We start from the raw sequence: 17,483 nt of genomic DNA, 5'->3' as shown, positions 1-17,483 counted from the left end.
CTGCACTTTCCCCGAAACTGTCGACCATTCGCCGCCGACGGCGGGACCTAGCGGAGCCCCCTGGAGTGGTGGCGGGTGAGGATGAGGTCGAGGACCAGGGCGGTCCAGCCGCACTGGTGGGTGGCGCCCAGGCCCGCGCCGGTGTCGCCGTGGAAGAACTCCGGGAAGGTCAGGTGGTCCTTCCAGTCCGGGTGGTCGGCCAGCAGCGGGTGGTCCGGCAGGTAGGGCCGGTTGCCGTGCCGGTCGGGCAGGAACAGCGCGATGAGCCGGTCGGACAGGTCGTCGGCGATCTGGTCCAGGGTGAGCTTCTGCCCGGACCGGGTCGGATACTCCACCTGCAGGTCGTCGTGGAAGAACCGGGCGTAGTGCCGAATCCCCTCGATGAGCAGGTAGTTCGTCGGGAACCAGATCGGCCCGCGCCAGTTGGAGTTGCCGCCGAACAGCCCGTTGGCCGACTCGGCCGGCTCGTACCCGACCGTGTAGTCGTGCCCGCCCAGCCGGATCGTGTACGGCTTGTCCAGGTGCCGCCGCGACAGCGTGCGCAGCCCGTACGGCGACAGGAACTCCTCGGTGTCCAGCATCCGGCTCAGGATCCGCCGCAGCTGTTCCGGCCCGACGACGGCGAGCAGCCGCTGCTGCTGCCCCCCGTCGGAGATCCGCCGCGCCCCGACGACCTCGGTGAACTCGGGCCGGTTGGTGAGGAACCAGCGCAGCCGCGCTGCGATCTCGGGCAGCCGGACCAGCGTCACCGAGCTGAGCGTGGTGGTCGCGCACAGCGGCAGCAGCCCGACCACCGACCGCACCTTGAGCGGCACCTCGCGGCCGTCGGTGCGGCGCAGCAGGTCGTAGAAGAAGCCGTCCTCGTCGTCCCAGAGCCCCTGGTGCGAGGCCGCGTTGGCGATGTACGCGAAGTGCTCCAGGAACTTGGTGGCGATGTCGGTCCACATGCGGTCGTGGGTGGCCAGGACCAGCGAGATCTCCAGCAGGTTGAGGGCGTACATCGCCATCCAGGCGGTGCCGTCGGACTGCTCCAGCACGCCGGGCACGGGCAGCGACGCGGACCGGTCGAACGGGCCGACGTTGTCCAGGCCCAGGAAGCCGCCCTCGAACAGGTTGTTGCCGCCGGTGTCCTTGCGGTTGACCCACCAGGTGAAGTTGAGCAGCAGCTTGTGCATGACGCGGGCGAGGAAGGCGTAGTCGCGCCCGCCGTCGATCTCGAACACGCGCAGCGCGGCCCAGGCGTGCACGGGCGGGTTGACGTCGCCGAACGCCCACTCGTAGGCCGGGATCTGGCCGTTGGGGTGCAGGTACCAGTCGCGCAGCAGGAGCAGGATCTGCTCCTTGGCGAAGTGCGGGTCGACGCGGGCCAGCGCGACGCAGTGGAAGGCCAGGTCCCACGCGGCGTACCAGGGGTACTCCCACGGGTCGGGCATGGAGATGACGTCGAAGCTGGTCATGTGCCGCCAGGCGCTGTTGCGCCCGTGGCGGCGGCCCTCTGGCGGCGGCGGCGAGGCGGGGTCGCCGTCCAGCCAGCGGGCCACGTCGTAGTGGTAGAACTGCTTGCCCCACATCAGCCCGGCGACGGCGGCGCGCACGACGTGCGCCTGGGCCTCGGGGGTGCCGTGCGGGACCAGCTGGGCGAAGTACTCGTCGGCCTCGGCCCGGCGCGCGGCCATGACCTCGTCGAACTCGGCGCCGAGCGACGGTGTGGGCCGTTCCCGGCCGCCCGGTGCGGCCAGATGGGTCAGGCGGAGCCGGATCTGCGCCGTCTCGCCGGACGGCACCGTGAGCACGTAGCGCAGCGCGGCCTTGGTGCCGGTGCGGTCCGGGTTGACCGTGGGCAGGCCGTGCACCACGTGGTCGGCGATGCCGTCCTTCGGGTAGTCGGGCGTCTCCTCATACCCCCACAGCCGCCGCGCGTTGGTCTCGTTGTCGCAGGCCAAGGGCTCGGGCTCGCCGTCGCCCTGGAGCATCAGGCGGCCGAGGATGCGGTGCCGGGCGCGCAGCTCGCCGCGGCCCCCGACCTGCTCGGCGACGATCTCGGGCTTGTCGTCGCGGCCGGGCAGACCCCACGACCACGTGTTGCGGAACCACAGCGTGGGCAGCACGTGCAGGGTGGCCGGCTCGGGCGCGCGGTTGGTGACCGAGACGACCATGCACAGGTCGGTCGGGCCCGCCTTGGCGTAGTCGACGGTGACCACCCAGTACCGGTCGTCGGCGAAGACCCCGGTGTCGGCCAGCTCGTACTCCGGCTCGGAGCGGTCCAGCTGCCGATTGACCGCGACCAGCTCGGAGTACGGATACTCGCGCTGCGGGTAGTGGTAGCGCCAGGACATCCACGAGTGCGTCGGCGTGGAGTCGGTGTACCACCAGTACTCCTTGGCGTCCTCGCCGTGGTTGCCCTCGTTGCCGGTGAGGCCGAAGATGCGCTCCTTCAGGATCGGGTCGTTCTCGTTCCACAGGCCGAGCCCGAAGCAGAAGGTCTGCCGCTCGTCGCAGACGCCCGCCAGCCCGTCCTCGTTCCACCGGTAGGCGCGGGAGCGGGCGTGATCGTGCGGGAAGTACTCCCACGCGGTGCCGTGCTCGCTGTAGTCCTCACGCACGGTGCCCCAGGCCCGCTCGGAGAGGTACGGCCCCCACAGCCGCCAGGGCTCGGCCCCGGCGTCCGCGTCCGCCAGCCGCCTGCGCTCCGCCCCAGTCACACCATCTCCTCGCTGCCGCCCACGGGATCATTGTCGCCCCGCTTTGTTACACCTCTGCGTAACTTTGGCGGAGTCGCGTGATCGGTATCCCGATTGCCCCGGTTTTCTGCCAGAGTCGTCACCATGCGATTCGGTACGCAGGTATGCGGTGACCTCGCCCTGGGCGCGGCACGGGAGTGGCTGGTGGCCGACGGCCGCGGCGGTTACGCGATGGGCACGGTCAGCGGGCTGCGCACCCGGCGCTATCACGCACTGCTGGTGGTCGCGGGCGACACGCCGGCGGCCCGCCACGTCGGCCTGGCCGCCCTGGATCCGGTGGTACGCGTCGGCGGCGGCGCGCCGATCCGGCTGGCCGTGCACGAGTGGGCGGACGGCGCCATCGCCCCGCAGGGCCACCTGCTGTTGGAGGAGTTCGCCCTGGTCGACGGCCTGCCCCGGTGGCGCTGGCGGATCGGCCCGACGGTGCTGGAGCGCGAGCTGGCGGTGCGGCACGGCAGCTCCTGCGTGGCCGTGATCGACCGGCTGGTCAGCGGTGGCCCGGTCGAGCTGTCCCTGGAGGCGCTGTGCACCTGGCGCGACCAGCATGGCGAGCGCCACGCCGGTCACCTGCCCGTGCAGCAGGTCGCAGGCGGCTCGGTGGTGGCCGACGCCTACCGGCTGCGCGGCGCGTTCACGCGGGGCGGCGTGCCCGCACCGGCGCCGAACGGCGCGGCCACCGCGCCGCCGGGTGACGGGGCGTGCTGGTCGCCGGACGGGACCTGGCTGCACGGGGTGCACCACCGGATGGAGGCCGCGCGGGGCTACGTGCCGAACGAGGATCTGCTGCTGGCGGGCCGGTTCACCGCCGTGCTCAGCGAGCCCGGCGACGCGCTGGAGGTGACCGCCTGGGCCGGTGACCTGGGCGCCGAGCCGCCGCCCGCGACGGAGATCGTCGAAGCGGAACGGGCCCGCCGCTGGTCGCTGACCTCGGGGGCGGCCGACACCGTGACCGCGGCGCTGACCCTGGCCGCGGACGCGTTCGTGGTGACCACCGCGAACGGGCCGGACGTGGTGGCCGGTTACCCGTGGTTCGGCGCGTGGTCGCGGGACACGATGACGTCCTACGAGGGCCTGTTCCTGGCCACCGGGCGCGCCGAGCAGGGTCGGGAGCTGCTGCGGGAGTACGCGGCGACGCTGTCGGAGGGCATGCTGGCCAACACGGCCGACGGCGGCGCGGTCGGCTACAACACCGCCGACGCGACGCTGTGGTTCCTGCACGCGGTCGAGCGGCACGTGCGCGCCGCCGACGACGAGGACCTCGCCGCCGAGCTGCTGCCCGCGCTGGACGAGGTGCTGGCGGCGCACCTGCGCGGCACCCGCTACGGCATCAAGGTGGACGAGAGCGACGGGCTGCTCGTGCAGGGCGCCGACGGCGAGGCGCTGACCTGGATGGACGCGCGCGTCGACGGCATGCCGGTGACGCAGCGGGCGGGCAAGGCCGTGGACATCAACGCGCTGTGGTGCAACGGGCTGGCGGCGCTGGCCGTGCTGCGCGAGCGGGCCGGGCGGCACGCCGACGACGTGCGGCGGCGGCACGCGGTGACCGAGGCGGCGTTCCGGCGGCGCTTCCCCGCCCCGGCCGGGCACCTGTACGACGTGCTCGACCCGGACGACGCCGCGCTGCGGCCGAACCAGCTGCTGGCCTACTCGCTGCCGTACGCGCCGATGGAGCCGGATCCGGTGGTGCTGCGCCGGATCGCCGACGCGCTGCTCACTCCGCTCGGCCTGCGCAGCCTCGACCCGGCCGACCCGGCGTACCGGCCATACCACGACGGTGACCTGCGCAGCCGCGACCAGGCGTACCACCAGGGCACGGTGTGGCCGTGGCTGATCGGGCCGCTGGGCGACGCGCTGCGCAGGGCCGGACTGTCCACCCGCGACCTGGGCACCGGCCTGGTCGCGCACCTGGGTGACCACGGCCTGGGCTCGGTCAGCGAGACCGCCGACGGGGCCGCCCCGCACCGGGCGACGGCATGCCCGTTCCAGGCGTGGAGCGTGGCCGAGACCTTGCGTAATCACCTCACGTCTACCGACCAGTAGCAGAGCGTAACAGACACGAAACAAAAGGTCCCCAGTCCGAAATCGGTATCAGTCAGACTTTGTACAACCCCAATGGCGTACAGGCACCGAGTGTCCGGTGCCTAGTTCCGTGTGCCCGGGTTGTCTGCGAGGGGGCCGCATGACCATGAACCTTCCCGTCCCATCGGGTCCGGCGTCGGCAGCGAAGCCGCTCCGGATCATGATGCTGTCGTGGGAATACCCGCCGGTTGTGGTCGGCGGGCTAGGCCGGCACGTACACGCGCTGGCCAACTCGCTCGTCATGGCCGGGCACCACGTCACCGTGGTCACCCGGCACGCGCCCGGCGCGCCGCTGGAGGAGTACGCTCCCCCGCCGGTGCCCGGCGTACAGGGGGTGCGCATCGTGCGCGCGCCCGAGGATCCGCCGCTGTTCCCCCTGGCCACGCCGACGCTGCTGGCCTGGACCATGGCGTTCAACCACACCCTCACCCGGGCGGCGCTGCGGGCCGCCGAGGCCGATGACTACGACGTGATCCACGGCCACGACTGGCTGGTCACGCACACCGCGGTCACCCTGGCCGAGCACCTCGGCAAGCCACTGGTCGCCACCATCCACGCCACCGAGGCCGGCCGGCACCAGGGCTGGCTGCCGGAGGACCTGAACAAGAGCATCCACTCCGTCGAGTGGTGGCTGGGCCACCGCGCCTGCCGGGTGCTGGTCTGCTCGGAGTACATGCGCTGGGAGGTCACCCGGCTGCTCAACCTGCCCATCGGCAAGGTCGACGTCATCCCGAACGGGGTCGACGGCCGGGTCTGGAAGGCGCCCGCGCAGAAGGTCAAGGAGGCTCGGTCCCGGTTCGCCGGGGACGGCCCGCTGGTCGGCTTCGCCGGGCGGCTGGTCTACGAGAAGGGCGTGCAGCACCTCGTCGACGCGGTGCCGCAGCTGGCCGACGAGCACCCGGGCCTGCGGGTGGTCATCGCCGGTGACGGCCCCTACCGCGAGCAGCTGGTCGAGGCGGCGCACGAGCTGAAGCTGGAGAAGACCATCAGCTTCATCGGCTTCCTGTCCGAGCGCGAGCTGCCGCCCGTGCTGGCGGCGACCGATGCGACCGTGGTGCCCTCGCTCTACGAGCCGTTCGGCATGGTCGCGCTGGAGGCCGCCGCGGCGGGCGCACCGCTGGCCGTGGCCGCGACCGGCGGCCTGGCCGAGATCGTCGAGCCCGGCGTGACCGGCATGACCTTCCCGCACAGCGACCCGGACGCGCTGGCCGGCGCGGTGGGCACGCTGCTGGCCGAGCCGGTGAAGGCCAAGCAGATCGCCAAGCGCGCGCTGAGCATGGTGTCCAAGCGCTACGGCTGGCAGACCATCGCGGCCACCACGGCGCAGGCGTACCGCAACGCCATCGCGCAGGAGCCCTCGTTCCAGGCCGAGCGCCTGGCCGAGCAGGCCGGCGGCGACCGCCCGCTGATCGTCGTACCCGACGGAAACCTGCTGCGGTGACCGTTTCTTTCCGATCTCCGTTCGTTGGTCAACGGGAGGCCAGCCGCGGCGCGAAGGGGAACCGATGAACCTGATAAGTGATCTCGACCTTTATCTGATCGGCGAGGGCAGGCACGAGCGGCTCTGGCAGGTGCTCGGGGCCAACCCGGTGGACGGCGGCGAGGGCTGGCGCTTCGCCGTCTGGGCGCCGAACGCCCGCGAAGTGCAGGTCATCGGCGACTTCTCGGGCTGGTGGCCGGACGACGGCATCACCATGCACCCGCAGGGCGGCAGCGGCGTCTGGGCGGTGACGGTGCCGCAGGCGGCCGCCGGGCAGCGCTACCGCTACCGGGTGCACGGCGCCGACGGGCGCTGGACCTACCGGTCCGACCCGCTCGCGGTCGCCGCGCAGTGCCCCCCGGAGAACGCCTCGGTGCTCTTCTCCTCCGCGTACACCTGGAACGACGACAAGTGGCTGGCCGGCCGCGCGAAGAAGGCCGACCACCACGCCCGGCCGATGGCCGTCTACGAGGTGCATCTCGGCTCGTGGCGGCCCGGCCTGTCCTACAAGGAGCTGGCCGACGAGCTGGTGGACTACGTCACCGACCTGGGCTTCACCCACGTGGAGTTCCTGCCGGTGATGGAGCACCCGTTCGGCGGCTCGTGGGGCTACCAGATCACCGGCTTCTACGCCCCCACCGCCCGCTTCGGCGACCCGGACCAGTTCCGCCACCTGGTGGACCGGCTGCACCAGGCCGGCATCGGGGTGCTGCTGGACTGGGTGCCGGCCCACTTCCCCCGGGACGACTGGGCGCTGGCCCGCTTCGACGGCACGCCGCTCTACGAGCACGAGGACCCGCAGCGGGGCGAGCACCCCGACTGGGGCACCCTGGTGTTCAACTACGGCCGCCGCGAGGTGCGCAACTTCCTCATCGCCAACGCGCGCTACTGGTGCGAGGAGTTCCACGTCGACGGCCTGCGGGTGGACGCCGTCGCCTCCATGCTCTACCTCGACTACTCCCGGCAGCCCGGGCAGTGGACGCCCAACGTCGACGGCGGCAACACCTACCTGGAGGCGGTGTCCTTCCTCCAGGAGCTGAACACCTCGGTGTACGCCGACCAGCCCGGCGTGATCATGATCGCCGAGGAGTCGACGGCCTGGCCCGGCGTGTCCAAGCCGGTCGAGTGGGGCGGCCTGGGCTTCGGCATGAAGTGGAACATGGGCTGGATGCACGACACGCTGGAGTACGTCAAGAAGGACCCGGCGCACCGTAGCTACCACCACCACCAGCTCACCTGGCCCAGCTGCTACGCCTTCGACGAGAACTGGGTGCTGCCGCTCAGCCACGACGAGGTGGTGCACGGCAAGCGCTCGCTGATGGGCAAGCTGCCCGGCGACCGCTGGCAGCGGCTGGCCGGCCTGCGCGGACTGCTGGGATACATGTACGCCTTCCCCGGCAAGAAACTGCTGTTCATGGGTGCGGAATTGGCCCAGGAGTCGGAGTGGAGCGAGCAGTTCGGGCTGGACTGGGCGCACGCCGACTACCACGGCGACGTGCGGGACCTGGTGCGCGACCTGAACCGGATCTACCGCGACAGCGCCGCGCTGTGGGCCCGCGACACCGAGCCGGGCGGGTTCAGCTGGATCGACCCGCACGACTCGGGCACCAACACCGTCTCCTTCGTACGCCACGGCAAGACGTCGAAGAAGCTGCTGGCCTGCGTGGCCAACTTCTCCGGCATCCCGCTGCACGAGCACCGGATCCGGCTGCCCAGGCCGGGCGCGTGGCTGGAGGTGCTCAACACCGACGGCGAGAGCTACGGCGGCTCGGGCGTGGGCAACATGGGGCGGGTACGCACCGACGCCGACGGATACACGACCGTCGCGGTCGGACCGTACGCGGCGGTGTGGTTCGTCCCCGCGTGAAGACGGCGGTCAGCGCGATGATCGGCACCGGCATCGGTGCCGGTCATCGCGTTTTCATGTGCTACCTCGTGAACAACTGCCCACCGCCAGATGTGCCGGGGCCGTGAGATCAGTAGTATTTCCACGATTCCCCCGCGTGGTTCCCACCCCCGGCACGCATTCGAGGTCAGCATGCGACGCGTCTTCCCCCGGCGAAGCTGGTCGATCAGATCTCGGGTGATGCTGCTCCTGCTGGTGCCCCTGGTGCCGCTCGCGGGCATGTGGCTGTTCAGCACGAGCATCACGCTCGGCGCCGCCACCAACCTGATGGACGTCAAGTCCGGGGTGGACCTGTTCGGCAAGCCCGCCTACGACCTGGTCACCCAGCTCCAGGCGGAGCGCGCGCTGTCGGTGCGCTTCGTCGGCAGCACCGGCGCGCAGGTGGAGCTGGCCGACCAGCGTGCGGGCACCGACGCGGCGCTGGCCGAGTTCCGCCGGATGACGGAGAGCGAGCAGGCACGCGACGCGGCGGGCCCGCTCATCCGGCAGCACCTGACGGCGGTCGGCAAGGCGCTGGAGGAGCTGCCGCTGGGCCGCGCCGTGGTGGACACCCGGCAGTACGACCGGGTCCAGATCCTGCGCCTCTACAGCGGGATCATCGACCGGGCGTTCGGCCTCTACGGCTCGGTGTCCGGGCTGGACGACGCGGAGCTGAACCGCCAGGCCACCACCGTGCTGGCGCTGACCGAGGCACGCGAGCTGTACGCCCGGGAGAATGCCCTGATCTCGGCGGCCGTCGGCCTCGGCCCGCTGACCGCCGCGGAGCGGGCCGAGGCCGTCCGGATCATCGCGCTGCAGCGGCGCGCGCACGACACCGCCACGCGTCACCTGCACCCCGACGATCGCGCGTCCTACCAGGGCGTGCTGGACAGCGCGGCATACCTGCGCCTGCGCGCGATCGAGGAGCGGCTGGCCGACCTGACCAAGCCGGTGCCGGCCGTCGACGCGGGCCAGTGGGCCGCCGACTACACCACGGTGGACGGGCGGCTGTACGCGCTGGAGTCCGCGGCGGCCGACCGCACCATCAGCGCGACCATGCCCGCCGCCACCGCGATCCTGCTCCAGCTGGGCCTGGCCGGCGGCGTCGGGCTGGTGGTCATCGTGGTGCTGGCGCTGGTCTCGCTGCGGGTGGCGCGCTCGGTCATCGCCCGCATCAACGCGCTGCGCGAGCGGGCGCTGCACGTCGCCGGGCACAGTCTGCCCGACGTGGTCGCCCGGCTGCGGGCCGGGCACACGGTCGACGTGGACGCCGAGGTGCCGCCGCCGACCGCGGTCGAGGACGAGCTGCACGAGCTGGAGAACGCGTTCGCCGAGGTGCAGCGCACCGCCGTGGGCTCGGCGGTGCAGGAGGCCACCCTGCGGGCCGGGCTCAACCAGGTCTTCCTCAACATCGGCCGGCGCAGCCAGCTGCTGCTGCACCGGCAGCTCGCGCTGCTGGACGCGATGGAGCGCCGGGTCTCCGACCCGCAGGATCTGGAGGACCTCTACCGCATCGACCACCTCGGCGCGCGGATGCGGCGCCACGCGGAGGACCTGGTCATCCTGGCCGGTGCGGTGCCCGGCCGGGGCTGGCGCCACCCCGTGCCGCTGCACGACGTGGTGCGCTCGGCGGTGTCCGAGGTGGAGGAGTTCACCCGGATCACGGTCGTGCCCGGCCAGGAGCTGTCGCTGCGCGGCCGCGCCGTCAGCGACGTCGTGCACCTGCTCGCGGAGCTGCTGGAGAACGCCACCGCGTTCTCCCCCCGCGACACCAACGTGCTGGTCAGCGGGCAGCTGCTGCCGAACGGATACGCGGTGGAGATCGAGGACCGGGGCGTGGGCATGCCGTCCGCCGCGGTCGACGAGGCCAACGCGCGGCTGGCCGACCCGCCGGACTTCGACCCGGCGCACAGCTCGCGGCTGGGCCTGTTCGTGGTGGCCCGGCTGGCCGCCCGGCACGGCATCCGGGTCACCCTGCGCCCGTCCCCGTACGGCGGGCTCACCGCGGTCGTGCTGCTCCCCCGTGACCTGGTCGTCGACGGGCAGAGCCCGCTGCCGCAGGTCACCCCGGCCGCACCGCCCGCCGGCGCGCTGCCCGCCGCACCGGCCGCGCCCGCCGCCGAGGTCCCGATGAAGGTCGACGTCATCTCGTCCGACGACCCGGCCACCCCCGCCGAGCTGCCGGTCCGCGCGCCGCAGACGCACCTGGCCGCGCCGCTGCGCGCGGAGCCGGTGGTGCCGCTGCGCGCCGGCGAGCCGTCCGGTGAGAAGCCGCCGCGCCCCGCCGAGCGCACCCGCAACTTCCTGACGTCGCTGCTGGCCGGTGCGCACCGGGGCCGGACGGCCGCGACGGTCCCCGCCGCGCCCCCGAACGCCGCTGACTCCCCCACAGTGGTGCCGACGCCAGAGGAGCCGACCCAATGAACACTCCCGCGAGCCTCGACTGGCTGCTCGACGACTTCGTGGACCGCGTCCCCGCGGCGCGGCGGGCCGTCGTGTTCTCCGTGGACGGGCTGCTGCGCGGCGCGTCCCGGGACCTGTCCCAGGCCGACGCCGACCACATGGCCGCGATCGCGGCCGGCTTCGCCAGCCTGTCCCGCAGCGCGGGCCGGCACTTCAAGGCGGGGCCGGTGCGCCAGGCCGTGATCGAGATGGAGGACGCCGTCCTGCTGGTCACCGACGCCGGTGAGGGCAGCTGCTTCGCCGTGCTCAGCGACGCGGACTCCGACATCGGCATGGTCGCCTACGAGATGGCCATGGTCGTCGAGCGCATCGGCCACAGCCTGGGCACCCAGCCCCGGCCGACCTCGGCCCATGCGCGCTGACCACGACGATGCGCACCAGTGGCTCGACGCCGACGCCGGGCCGCTGGTGCGGGCGTACGCCGTCACCGGCGGCCGGGCACGTCCCGGCGCGGGCCTGTTCGACCTCGTCACCTACGTGGTGGCGGCACCGGCGGGGCAGCGCCGCAACGCCGTGCATCTGCAACCTGAACACCGGGCGCTGCTCGAGCACGCCCGTGAACCGATTTCGGTCGCCGAACTCACCTCCCGCGCCGGGTTTGCCCTCGGTGTGGTCCGGGTACTGCTCGCCGACCTGCTCGACGAGGGCGCCGTCATCCGCATGGCGCCCGCTGTGGCCCCCGGCCACGTCCCGGACGACGACATCCTCCAGGCGGTGATCCTTGGCCTCCGTCATGCGTGACGACCGAGCCCGGTCCGTTCCCACTGCGATAAAGATCCTGGTCGCAGGTGGGTTCGGCGCGGGTAAGACGACAATGGTGGGCACGGTGAGCGAGATCCTGCCCCTGCACACCGAGGAGGTGCTGACCTCGGCGAGCACCCACTCCGACGACCTGTCCGGAGTGGAGGCCAAGCGCACCACCACCGTCACCATGGACTTCGGTCGGATCACCATCGGCGACAGCGCGGTGCTGTACCTGTTCGGCACCCCGGGCCAGGACCGGTTCTGGTTCCTGTGGGACGAGCTGGCGATCGGCGCGCTGGGCGCGGTCGTGCTGGCCGACACCCGGCGCCTGGCCGACAGCTTCCCCTCGATCGACTACTTCGAGCGCCGCCGGGTCCCGTTCGTGGTCGCGGTGAACTGCTTCCACGGCAACCAGCAGTTCGAGATCCCGGCGGTGCGCAACGCGCTGTCGCTGGATCCGGACGTGCCGGTGGTGCTGTGCGACGCGCGGGACCGGCGCTCCGGCCGGGAGGTGCTGGTGACCCTGATCGAGCACGTCCGGGCGATCACGCTGGGCCAGGCGCACACGGCGGTGGGCACGCCGGGCTGAGCACCGCGCAGGCTCCGAGCCGCCGCCGGTGGCGGCCCGACCGCCCTCCCGACGGGACGGTGGCCCAGGCGCGCCGCCGCTACGCTGCTGGGCGTGCCGACGACGACCGCACCGCGCCCGCCCTCGCCGCCCCTGCCGCCCGGCCCCACCCCAACACCCGTACCGGTGCGGCCCGCCCGGCGGGACCGGCGGGCCCTGCTCGTGGTGATCGCCGTGGCGCTGGCGCCCGCGCTGCTGCTGCGGGAGCTGATCGGCGTGTTCACCAGCGGGACCGGCACCACAGTCCTGGACGGCGCGCTGCTGCCCGATCCGGCGGAGGCTGCGGGCTGGGCGGGCAGGCTGCTGGTCGCCGTGGGCTGGATCGTCGCGTTCGCGGCGGGCACGGTCGTGGCGGCGGGCGGCCAACGCGGGCGGCACGTGTCGCCGTGGGCCGCGTTGCGGGTCGCCGTCCGGCGGCTGCCCTGGCTCATGGTGATGCTGCTGCTCGTCGTGATCGCCGCGCAGGGGCTCATGCTGTTCGGCGGCGCGGCGCTGAGCATGCTCGGAGCGCGCGCATCCGTCCCCGAGTTGGCCGCGATGTCGCCGTTCGTCCTCGCCCCGGTGCTGATCGTGCTGGCCACGCGGCTGCTGGTGATCCCGGCGATCGTGCTCGGCGACGGCGCGGGCAACCGCCTGGCGCACGCGCACGCGCTGGCCGCGGGCAGGCTGATGCGCACCGGCGTCTCGCTGCTGCTCGGCGTGGTGGTGCTGCCGCTGGTGGCCACCGCGCTCGCCGAGACGATCGCCATGCGCGCGCCCGCCGCTGCCGTGCCGCTGGAAGCGCTGGGCCTGGCGGCTGCCGCATTCCTGCAGTCCCGAACCCTCGCGGACGTCTACCTGCGGCGCCGTGCCGGGCGGCCGGGCCCCGAGGTGTCGCTGGACGAGGTGGACCGGCTGCTGGCCGAGCTGTCCGCCCCCGCCGCCCCAAGCCGGGCCGCCGGCGCCGGGGCGATCGCGTTGCTGCTGGCTCCGGCGCTCGCCGGCGGCGCGGTGGTGGTGGGCGACCCGTTCGGCGGCCCGCGCGCCACCCGCAAGGAGGTGTCCTGGAGCGGCGACGTGCTGGTCACGGCCTGGCCCCAGGGCGGGCACCCTGTGGTGGTGACCTCCTGGGGCCCGCACTGGTGCCTCGACGACGCCTGCGCGGCGGTCGTCTCCCAGTCCTCGGAGCCGCTGATGCTGGGCGGCCCGTACGGCGCGACCGCCGTCACCGCCGACGGCACCGTCGTCGCGGCGGGAATCCGGGGCCGCGAGATGCCGGGAGTGATCAAGACCGACGGCGACGACGCGGTGCAGCTGCAGCGCTGCTCGGCGCCCTGGGCCCCGGCGGACGCCAAGCCGAAGCCGGGCACCTGCGAGGACGGCATCACCCGCTGGCACAGCGGCGGCGACGAGGACGAGGCGCAGCTCGCGGTCGCGGCCGGGGCGGACGGCGCGATCGTGGTCGCCACCGCCCGCCCGCTGCTGCCCGCGGCCGACGGCAAGGCGCGGGTGCAGCTGGCGGTCACCCGGTGCGGCACCGTCCACTGCACCACCCGCTCGCTGAAGGTGCTCGCCACGCTGCCGCTCAGCCTCGATCTGCCCGACGGCCGGTTCGCGCCCGCGCCGCTGCTGCGGCTCACGCTGGACGCCCAGGACCGGCCCACCGTGCTGCTGCGCGACCCCGCCGGAGCCGTCGCACACGTGGTCACCTGCGCGGACGCCGACTGCGACGAGGTACGCCGCAGCACCGCCACCGCCACCGCACCCGCCGACGCCGCCGCGCCCGCCGTGGCCGTGACGGGCGCGGACGGCACGCCGCACCTGGCGGCGGTGCCCTTCCTGGACGACTCCGCCGCCCACCCCGTCGCACTGATCACCGGGAACGCCCGCTTCGGCCTGGCCGTCGAGCCGGTCCCCGCCGACGCCGGCGCGCTCACCGGCAGCCTCCCCGGGCGGCGGCTGGTGCTGTGGCAGTGCCCGCCCGGCGCAACCGGCGCGGAGCGGCGCACCGTACTGGCCCCGATCGAGCTGGAACCGCGCCAGGCCGGGATCGCCGTCGCACCCGACGGGCGGGTGCTCGTCACCTACGCCGACGACGGCCACCGGTACACCATCCTGGTCACCGGTTCGGGCAAGGCGACCAAAGGCGCCTACTGCCAGGGGTTCGCGGGCTAGTTTCGGCACATGGGAGCCGGTCACAGCCACGAGCCCAGCGAGACGCTCCCACCCGCGCCACCGGACCTGCGCCGGATAGTCACGCTGGTCATCGTGCCGCTGGTGGTGGCCACCCTGATCGGGCTGATCGTGCTCTGGCCGCGCGGCGAGACGGCGCAGCAGCCCTCGGACACCATGGCCCGCCTGCACGGCGAGGTGGTCGCGGCGACCCCGCCCTGCCCGCGCGAGGTGCCCGCCCAGCCGGGCGGCGACTGCGGCACCGCGCAGGTGCGGGTCGGCGGCGAGACGGTGGACGCGGTGGTCCCGACCGGACCCAGCGCGCCCCAGGTGGCGGTCGGCGACAAGGTCGTGCTGATCTCGTCGCCCGACGCGCAGGGCGGGCAGCGTTACGCCGTGGTCGACCACGACCGGTGGGGCTGGCTGCTCGCGCTGGTCGCCCTGTTCGCCGCGGCCGTGATCGGCTTCGCCCGCTGGCGCGGCGTGGCCAGCCTGGTCGGGCTCGCGGTCAGCTTCGGGGTGCTGCTGCTGTTCATCCTGCCCGCCATCCAGCGCGGCGAGCCGCCGCTGGCCGTCGCGATCGTGGGCTCCGCCGTGATCATGTTCGCGGTCATCTACCTCACCCACGGCGTCAGCGTGGGCACGTCCATGGCGGTGCTCGGCACGCTCGCCGCGCTCGTGCTCACCGGGCTGCTCGGCCTGCTCTGCACCCACCTGCTGCACCTCACCGGCGCGGGTTCGGACGAGGCCGCGATCCTCACCAACGTGCTCGCCGGGGTGGACCTGCGGGGCCTGCTGCTGGCCGGGATCATCATCGGCACCCTGGGCGTGCTCGACGACGTCGCCATCACCCAGCTGGCCATCGTCGGCGAGCTGTCGCTGGCCGACCCCACGCTGAGCGCCCGCCGCCTCTACCGGTCGGCGATCAAGGTGGGCCGCTCCCACGTCGCCTCCGTGGTCAACACCATCATCCTGGCGTACGCGGGCGCGTCCCTCCCGCTGATGCTGCTGCTGGTCACCGCGGGCACGCGTACCCGCGACGTGCTCGCCACGCAGGTCATGGCCGCGGAGATCGTGCGGGGCGTGGTGGGCACGCTGGGGCTGATCGCGGCGGTTCCCATCACGACCGCGCTGGCCGCCTGGGCGATCTCCCGCGCGCACCGGCACCGGGTTTCCGCCGTTCCGCCCGAGCAGCGGCCTATGCAGGGATAACGTGAAGGTGCTTCGTCCGTTTCGCACGAAGGTGGGTGCTATGTCGACCGTGGCGAAAGCGACCGATCGCATCGGGTCGGGCTGGCTGTCCTTCTCCGGTCTGATGATCCTGCTGCTGGGGGTGTTCAACGTGGTGGAGGCAATCTTCGCGATCGTCAACGACCGGTACGCCGCCTACGCCACCTCCACGGGTGGCGAGCTGTACCTGTTCAACCTGCACACCTGGGGCTGGCTGCACCTCATCCTCGGCGCGGTGCTGATCGCCGTCGGCGCCGGCATCCTGGCCGGGCAGGAATGGGCGCGCGGCGCGGGCATCGGCCTGGCCGGGGCGACCGCCCTGCTCCAGATGCTCTACCTGCCGGTCTACCCGTTCTGGTCGATCGTCAACATCGCCCTCTGCATCCTCGTCATCTACGGCCTCGTCGTCCCACCCCGCGGCTCCATCGCCGAATGACCTCCCACCACTGATCACGGCTCCCGCCACGTCCTGGTACGACATGGCGGGAGCCGTGCCCGCGGGGGTCAGCGGGTGGGCAGGTCGAGCCAGGACTGGCCGGAGAAGGCGACCGAGCCGAGCCAGGCGTTCTCGTCGAGGTAGAGGCCGTCGTGGCCGTCGATCACCAGCGCGAGGCGGTGCCCGGCGGGCACGTCCCAGCTGGTCGCGGGCATCCGGATGTCGGCCGTGCGGGCCGTGTTCGCGGCGGCGTCCAGCCAGGAGACCGGCGCGTGGGTGATCAGGCGGCCGGTGCCCAGCGCGTCGACGTCATAGAGATACGCCACGATGGTGCCGCTGCGCTCGGTCGGGGTGAACCGGGCGTGCACCGTGGCGCTGCCGCGGATGCGTACCGTGCTGCTCGCCGTGTCGCCCAGCCAGACCCCGGCGTTGTCGCGGTCCACCGCGGGCAGCCAGGCCGTCGGCGGGATGCCGGTGAGCGCCTGCAGACCGTTGGACAGCAGCACCACGCCCCCGGCGGCGACCGTGTCGTCGTTGAACCAGGTCCGCCGGGACCAGCCGGTCGTCGCGGTGCCGCCCAGCTCGCCGGTGCCGGTGAGCCAGTTGACCTCGCCCAGGCCGTACCGGCGGGTGGTGGTGCTGGTCGCGGCCCAGTTCGGGTATGCCTCGACCGGCCCGCCGGTCATCGAGCGCAGCACCACCGGCGGCTCGGTGTCGATGCCGTTGGCGATGCCGGACAGGTGCCGGTCGAACCAGCGCCGCACCGAGGTCCACACGTGGTTGTCCAGCCCCGCGAGGCCGGTCAGCTCCGGGATGGCGTGGTCGCCGGGCGCGAACTCCAGCCGCTTCGGCCCGGCCAGCGCCCCGTGGAAGTCGACGAGCTGGTTGGGCGGGAAGATCATGTCGCCGTACCCGCTGGCCATGAGCACCGCCGGGCGGTTGGCGTTGAGCGCGGGCAGGTACGCCGCGGCCGAGCGCGCCTGCGCGAACGCCTTCACCCCGGGGATGTTCCGGTTGGCGTAGAAGTCGGCGATGACCGCGTCGAACTCGGCGCTGGTGTCTCCGAGCAGCGCCGCCGCCCCGACCAGCAGCGCCGACGACTGCAGCCGCCTGGTGTCGCCGCCGTAGAGGGAGGCGACCAGGTCGCTCCAGCCGGACAGCGCCGCCACGGCCCGCACCCGGGCGTCGTGCGCGGACGTGATCAGGCTGATGCCGGCGCCGTAGGAGACGCCCGCCATGCCGATGCGCGACGCGTCGGCGGTGGTGTTCGCGACGAGCCAGTCGAGCACCCGGGACGCGTCGGCGATGTCCTTCGGCCCGGCGGTGTCGATCTCGCCGCCCGAGGACCACCAGCCCCGCGGAGTGTACGAGAGCACGGTGTACCCGCCCTCGGCGAGCGCCCTGGCCTGGGCGACGTACTCCAGGTCGTTGAGGCCCCAGCTGGACGGGAAGACCACGGCGGGATGGCGGCCGGGGCTGGTCGGCTCGATGACGTTGGCCTTGAGCACCACCCCGTCCGGGGCGGCGATGTCGATGAAGCGGAAACCGGTGGTGGGGGCGGCCTGGGCGGGAACGGCCCAGGTGGTGGCGGCCAGGACGGCCACCGCCAGGAGGGACAGGGATCTCCTCACGGTGCACCTCGCGGG

The 17,483-nt window shown here is 73.1% G+C and carries 12 protein-coding genes; 10 read left to right on the top strand and 2 right to left on the bottom strand.

Features of this window, described 5'->3' with window-relative positions; translation table 11 throughout:
- Positions 1–47: 47 nt before the first annotated feature.
- Complete coding sequence (locus CS0771_RS10640; RefSeq protein WP_212840826.1) at positions 48–2,702, bottom strand: glucosidase; 2,655 nt, start codon at positions 2,700–2,702, stop codon at positions 48–50.
- Between the two features lie 123 nt (positions 2,703–2,825).
- Here CS0771_RS10640 and CS0771_RS10635 point away from each other — a divergent pair, with 123 nt between their 5' ends.
- The 10 genes from CS0771_RS10635 to CS0771_RS10590 all read left to right on the top strand — a co-directional run bounded on the left by CS0771_RS10635 (position 2,826) and on the right by CS0771_RS10590 (position 15,837).
- Positions 2,826–4,781 (top strand): amylo-alpha-1,6-glucosidase, encoded by a 1,956-nt coding sequence (locus CS0771_RS10635; RefSeq protein ID WP_212840825.1) that lies wholly within the window; start codon positions 2,826–2,828, stop codon positions 4,779–4,781.
- Positions 4,782–4,926: 145 nt separating this feature from the next.
- Positions 4,927–6,261, top strand: coding sequence for a glycosyltransferase family 4 protein (locus CS0771_RS10630; protein ID WP_212845760.1), 1,335 nt, complete (start codon positions 4,927–4,929; stop codon positions 6,259–6,261).
- A 64-nt stretch (positions 6,262–6,325) separates the two neighbouring features.
- Positions 6,326–8,167, top strand: a complete 1,842-nt coding sequence (glgB, locus tag CS0771_RS10625) for a 1,4-alpha-glucan branching protein GlgB (RefSeq protein ID WP_212840824.1) — start codon at positions 6,326–6,328, stop codon at positions 8,165–8,167.
- Positions 8,168–8,386: 219 nt separating this feature from the next.
- Positions 8,387–10,609, top strand: coding sequence for a nitrate- and nitrite sensing domain-containing protein (locus CS0771_RS10620; protein ID WP_212840823.1), 2,223 nt, complete (start codon positions 8,387–8,389; stop codon positions 10,607–10,609).
- A complete protein-coding gene (locus tag CS0771_RS10615) occupies positions 10,606–11,010 on the top strand; it encodes a roadblock/LC7 domain-containing protein (protein ID WP_212840822.1) in 405 nt (134 codons plus the stop codon). Before CS0771_RS10620 ends, CS0771_RS10615 begins: the two co-directional genes overlap by 4 nt.
- A complete protein-coding gene (locus CS0771_RS10610) occupies positions 11,000–11,389 on the top strand; it encodes a DUF742 domain-containing protein (RefSeq protein WP_203742775.1) in 390 nt (129 codons plus the stop codon). The genes CS0771_RS10615 and CS0771_RS10610 overlap by 11 nt, the downstream gene beginning before the upstream one ends.
- The gene (locus tag CS0771_RS10605; RefSeq protein WP_212840821.1) at positions 11,382–11,981 is read left to right on the top strand and encodes an ATP/GTP-binding protein; all 600 of its coding nucleotides are present in this window, start codon (positions 11,382–11,384) and stop codon (positions 11,979–11,981) included. Before CS0771_RS10610 ends, CS0771_RS10605 begins: the two co-directional genes overlap by 8 nt.
- A 93-nt stretch (positions 11,982–12,074) precedes the next feature.
- On the top strand, positions 12,075–14,174 hold the full coding sequence (locus CS0771_RS10600; RefSeq protein ID WP_212840820.1) for a hypothetical protein: 2,100 nt from the start codon (positions 12,075–12,077) through the stop codon (positions 14,172–14,174).
- A 9-nt stretch (positions 14,175–14,183) separates the two neighbouring features.
- Positions 14,184–15,383, top strand: a complete 1,200-nt coding sequence (locus CS0771_RS10595; RefSeq protein WP_212840819.1) for a YibE/F family protein — start codon at positions 14,184–14,186, stop codon at positions 15,381–15,383.
- Between the two features lie 40 nt (positions 15,384–15,423).
- Positions 15,424–15,837 carry a hypothetical protein gene (locus CS0771_RS10590; RefSeq protein ID WP_203742783.1) on the top strand — a complete coding sequence of 138 codons (414 nt, stop codon included), beginning with the start codon at positions 15,424–15,426 and terminating at the stop codon, positions 15,835–15,837.
- Between the two features lie 68 nt (positions 15,838–15,905).
- Here the strand turns inward: CS0771_RS10590 and CS0771_RS10585 are convergent, their stop codons facing one another.
- On the bottom strand, positions 15,906–17,468 hold the full coding sequence (locus tag CS0771_RS10585) for a CocE/NonD family hydrolase (RefSeq protein ID WP_212840818.1): 1,563 nt from the start codon (positions 17,466–17,468) through the stop codon (positions 15,906–15,908).
- Positions 17,469–17,483: the final 15 nt, after the last annotated feature.

It is taken from the genome of Catellatospora sp. IY07-71, assembly GCF_018326265.1.
Lineage (GTDB): Bacteria > Actinomycetota > Actinomycetes > Mycobacteriales > Micromonosporaceae > Catellatospora.
The sequence above is the reverse complement of the archived record's forward strand: the minus strand, read 5'-3'. Positions and strand labels throughout refer to the sequence as shown.

Coding starts and splice junctions, on each gene's coding strand:
- CS0771_RS10635 (WP_212840825.1), top strand. CDS start 2,826: ATGCGATTCGGTACGCAGGTATGCGGTGACCTCGCCCTGGGCGCGGCA.
- CS0771_RS10630 (WP_212845760.1), top strand. CDS start 4,927: ATGAACCTTCCCGTCCCATCGGGTCCGGCGTCGGCAGCGAAGCCGCTC.
- glgB (WP_212840824.1), top strand. CDS start 6,326: ATGAACCTGATAAGTGATCTCGACCTTTATCTGATCGGCGAGGGCAGG.
- CS0771_RS10620 (WP_212840823.1), top strand. CDS start 8,387: ATGCTGCTCCTGCTGGTGCCCCTGGTGCCGCTCGCGGGCATGTGGCTG.
- CS0771_RS10615 (WP_212840822.1), top strand. CDS start 10,606: ATGAACACTCCCGCGAGCCTCGACTGGCTGCTCGACGACTTCGTGGAC.
- CS0771_RS10610 (WP_203742775.1), top strand. CDS start 11,000: ATGCGCGCTGACCACGACGATGCGCACCAGTGGCTCGACGCCGACGCC.
- CS0771_RS10605 (WP_212840821.1), top strand. CDS start 11,382: ATGCGTGACGACCGAGCCCGGTCCGTTCCCACTGCGATAAAGATCCTG.
- CS0771_RS10595 (WP_212840819.1), top strand. CDS start 14,184: ATGGGAGCCGGTCACAGCCACGAGCCCAGCGAGACGCTCCCACCCGCG.
- CS0771_RS10590 (WP_203742783.1), top strand. CDS start 15,424: ATGTCGACCGTGGCGAAAGCGACCGATCGCATCGGGTCGGGCTGGCTG.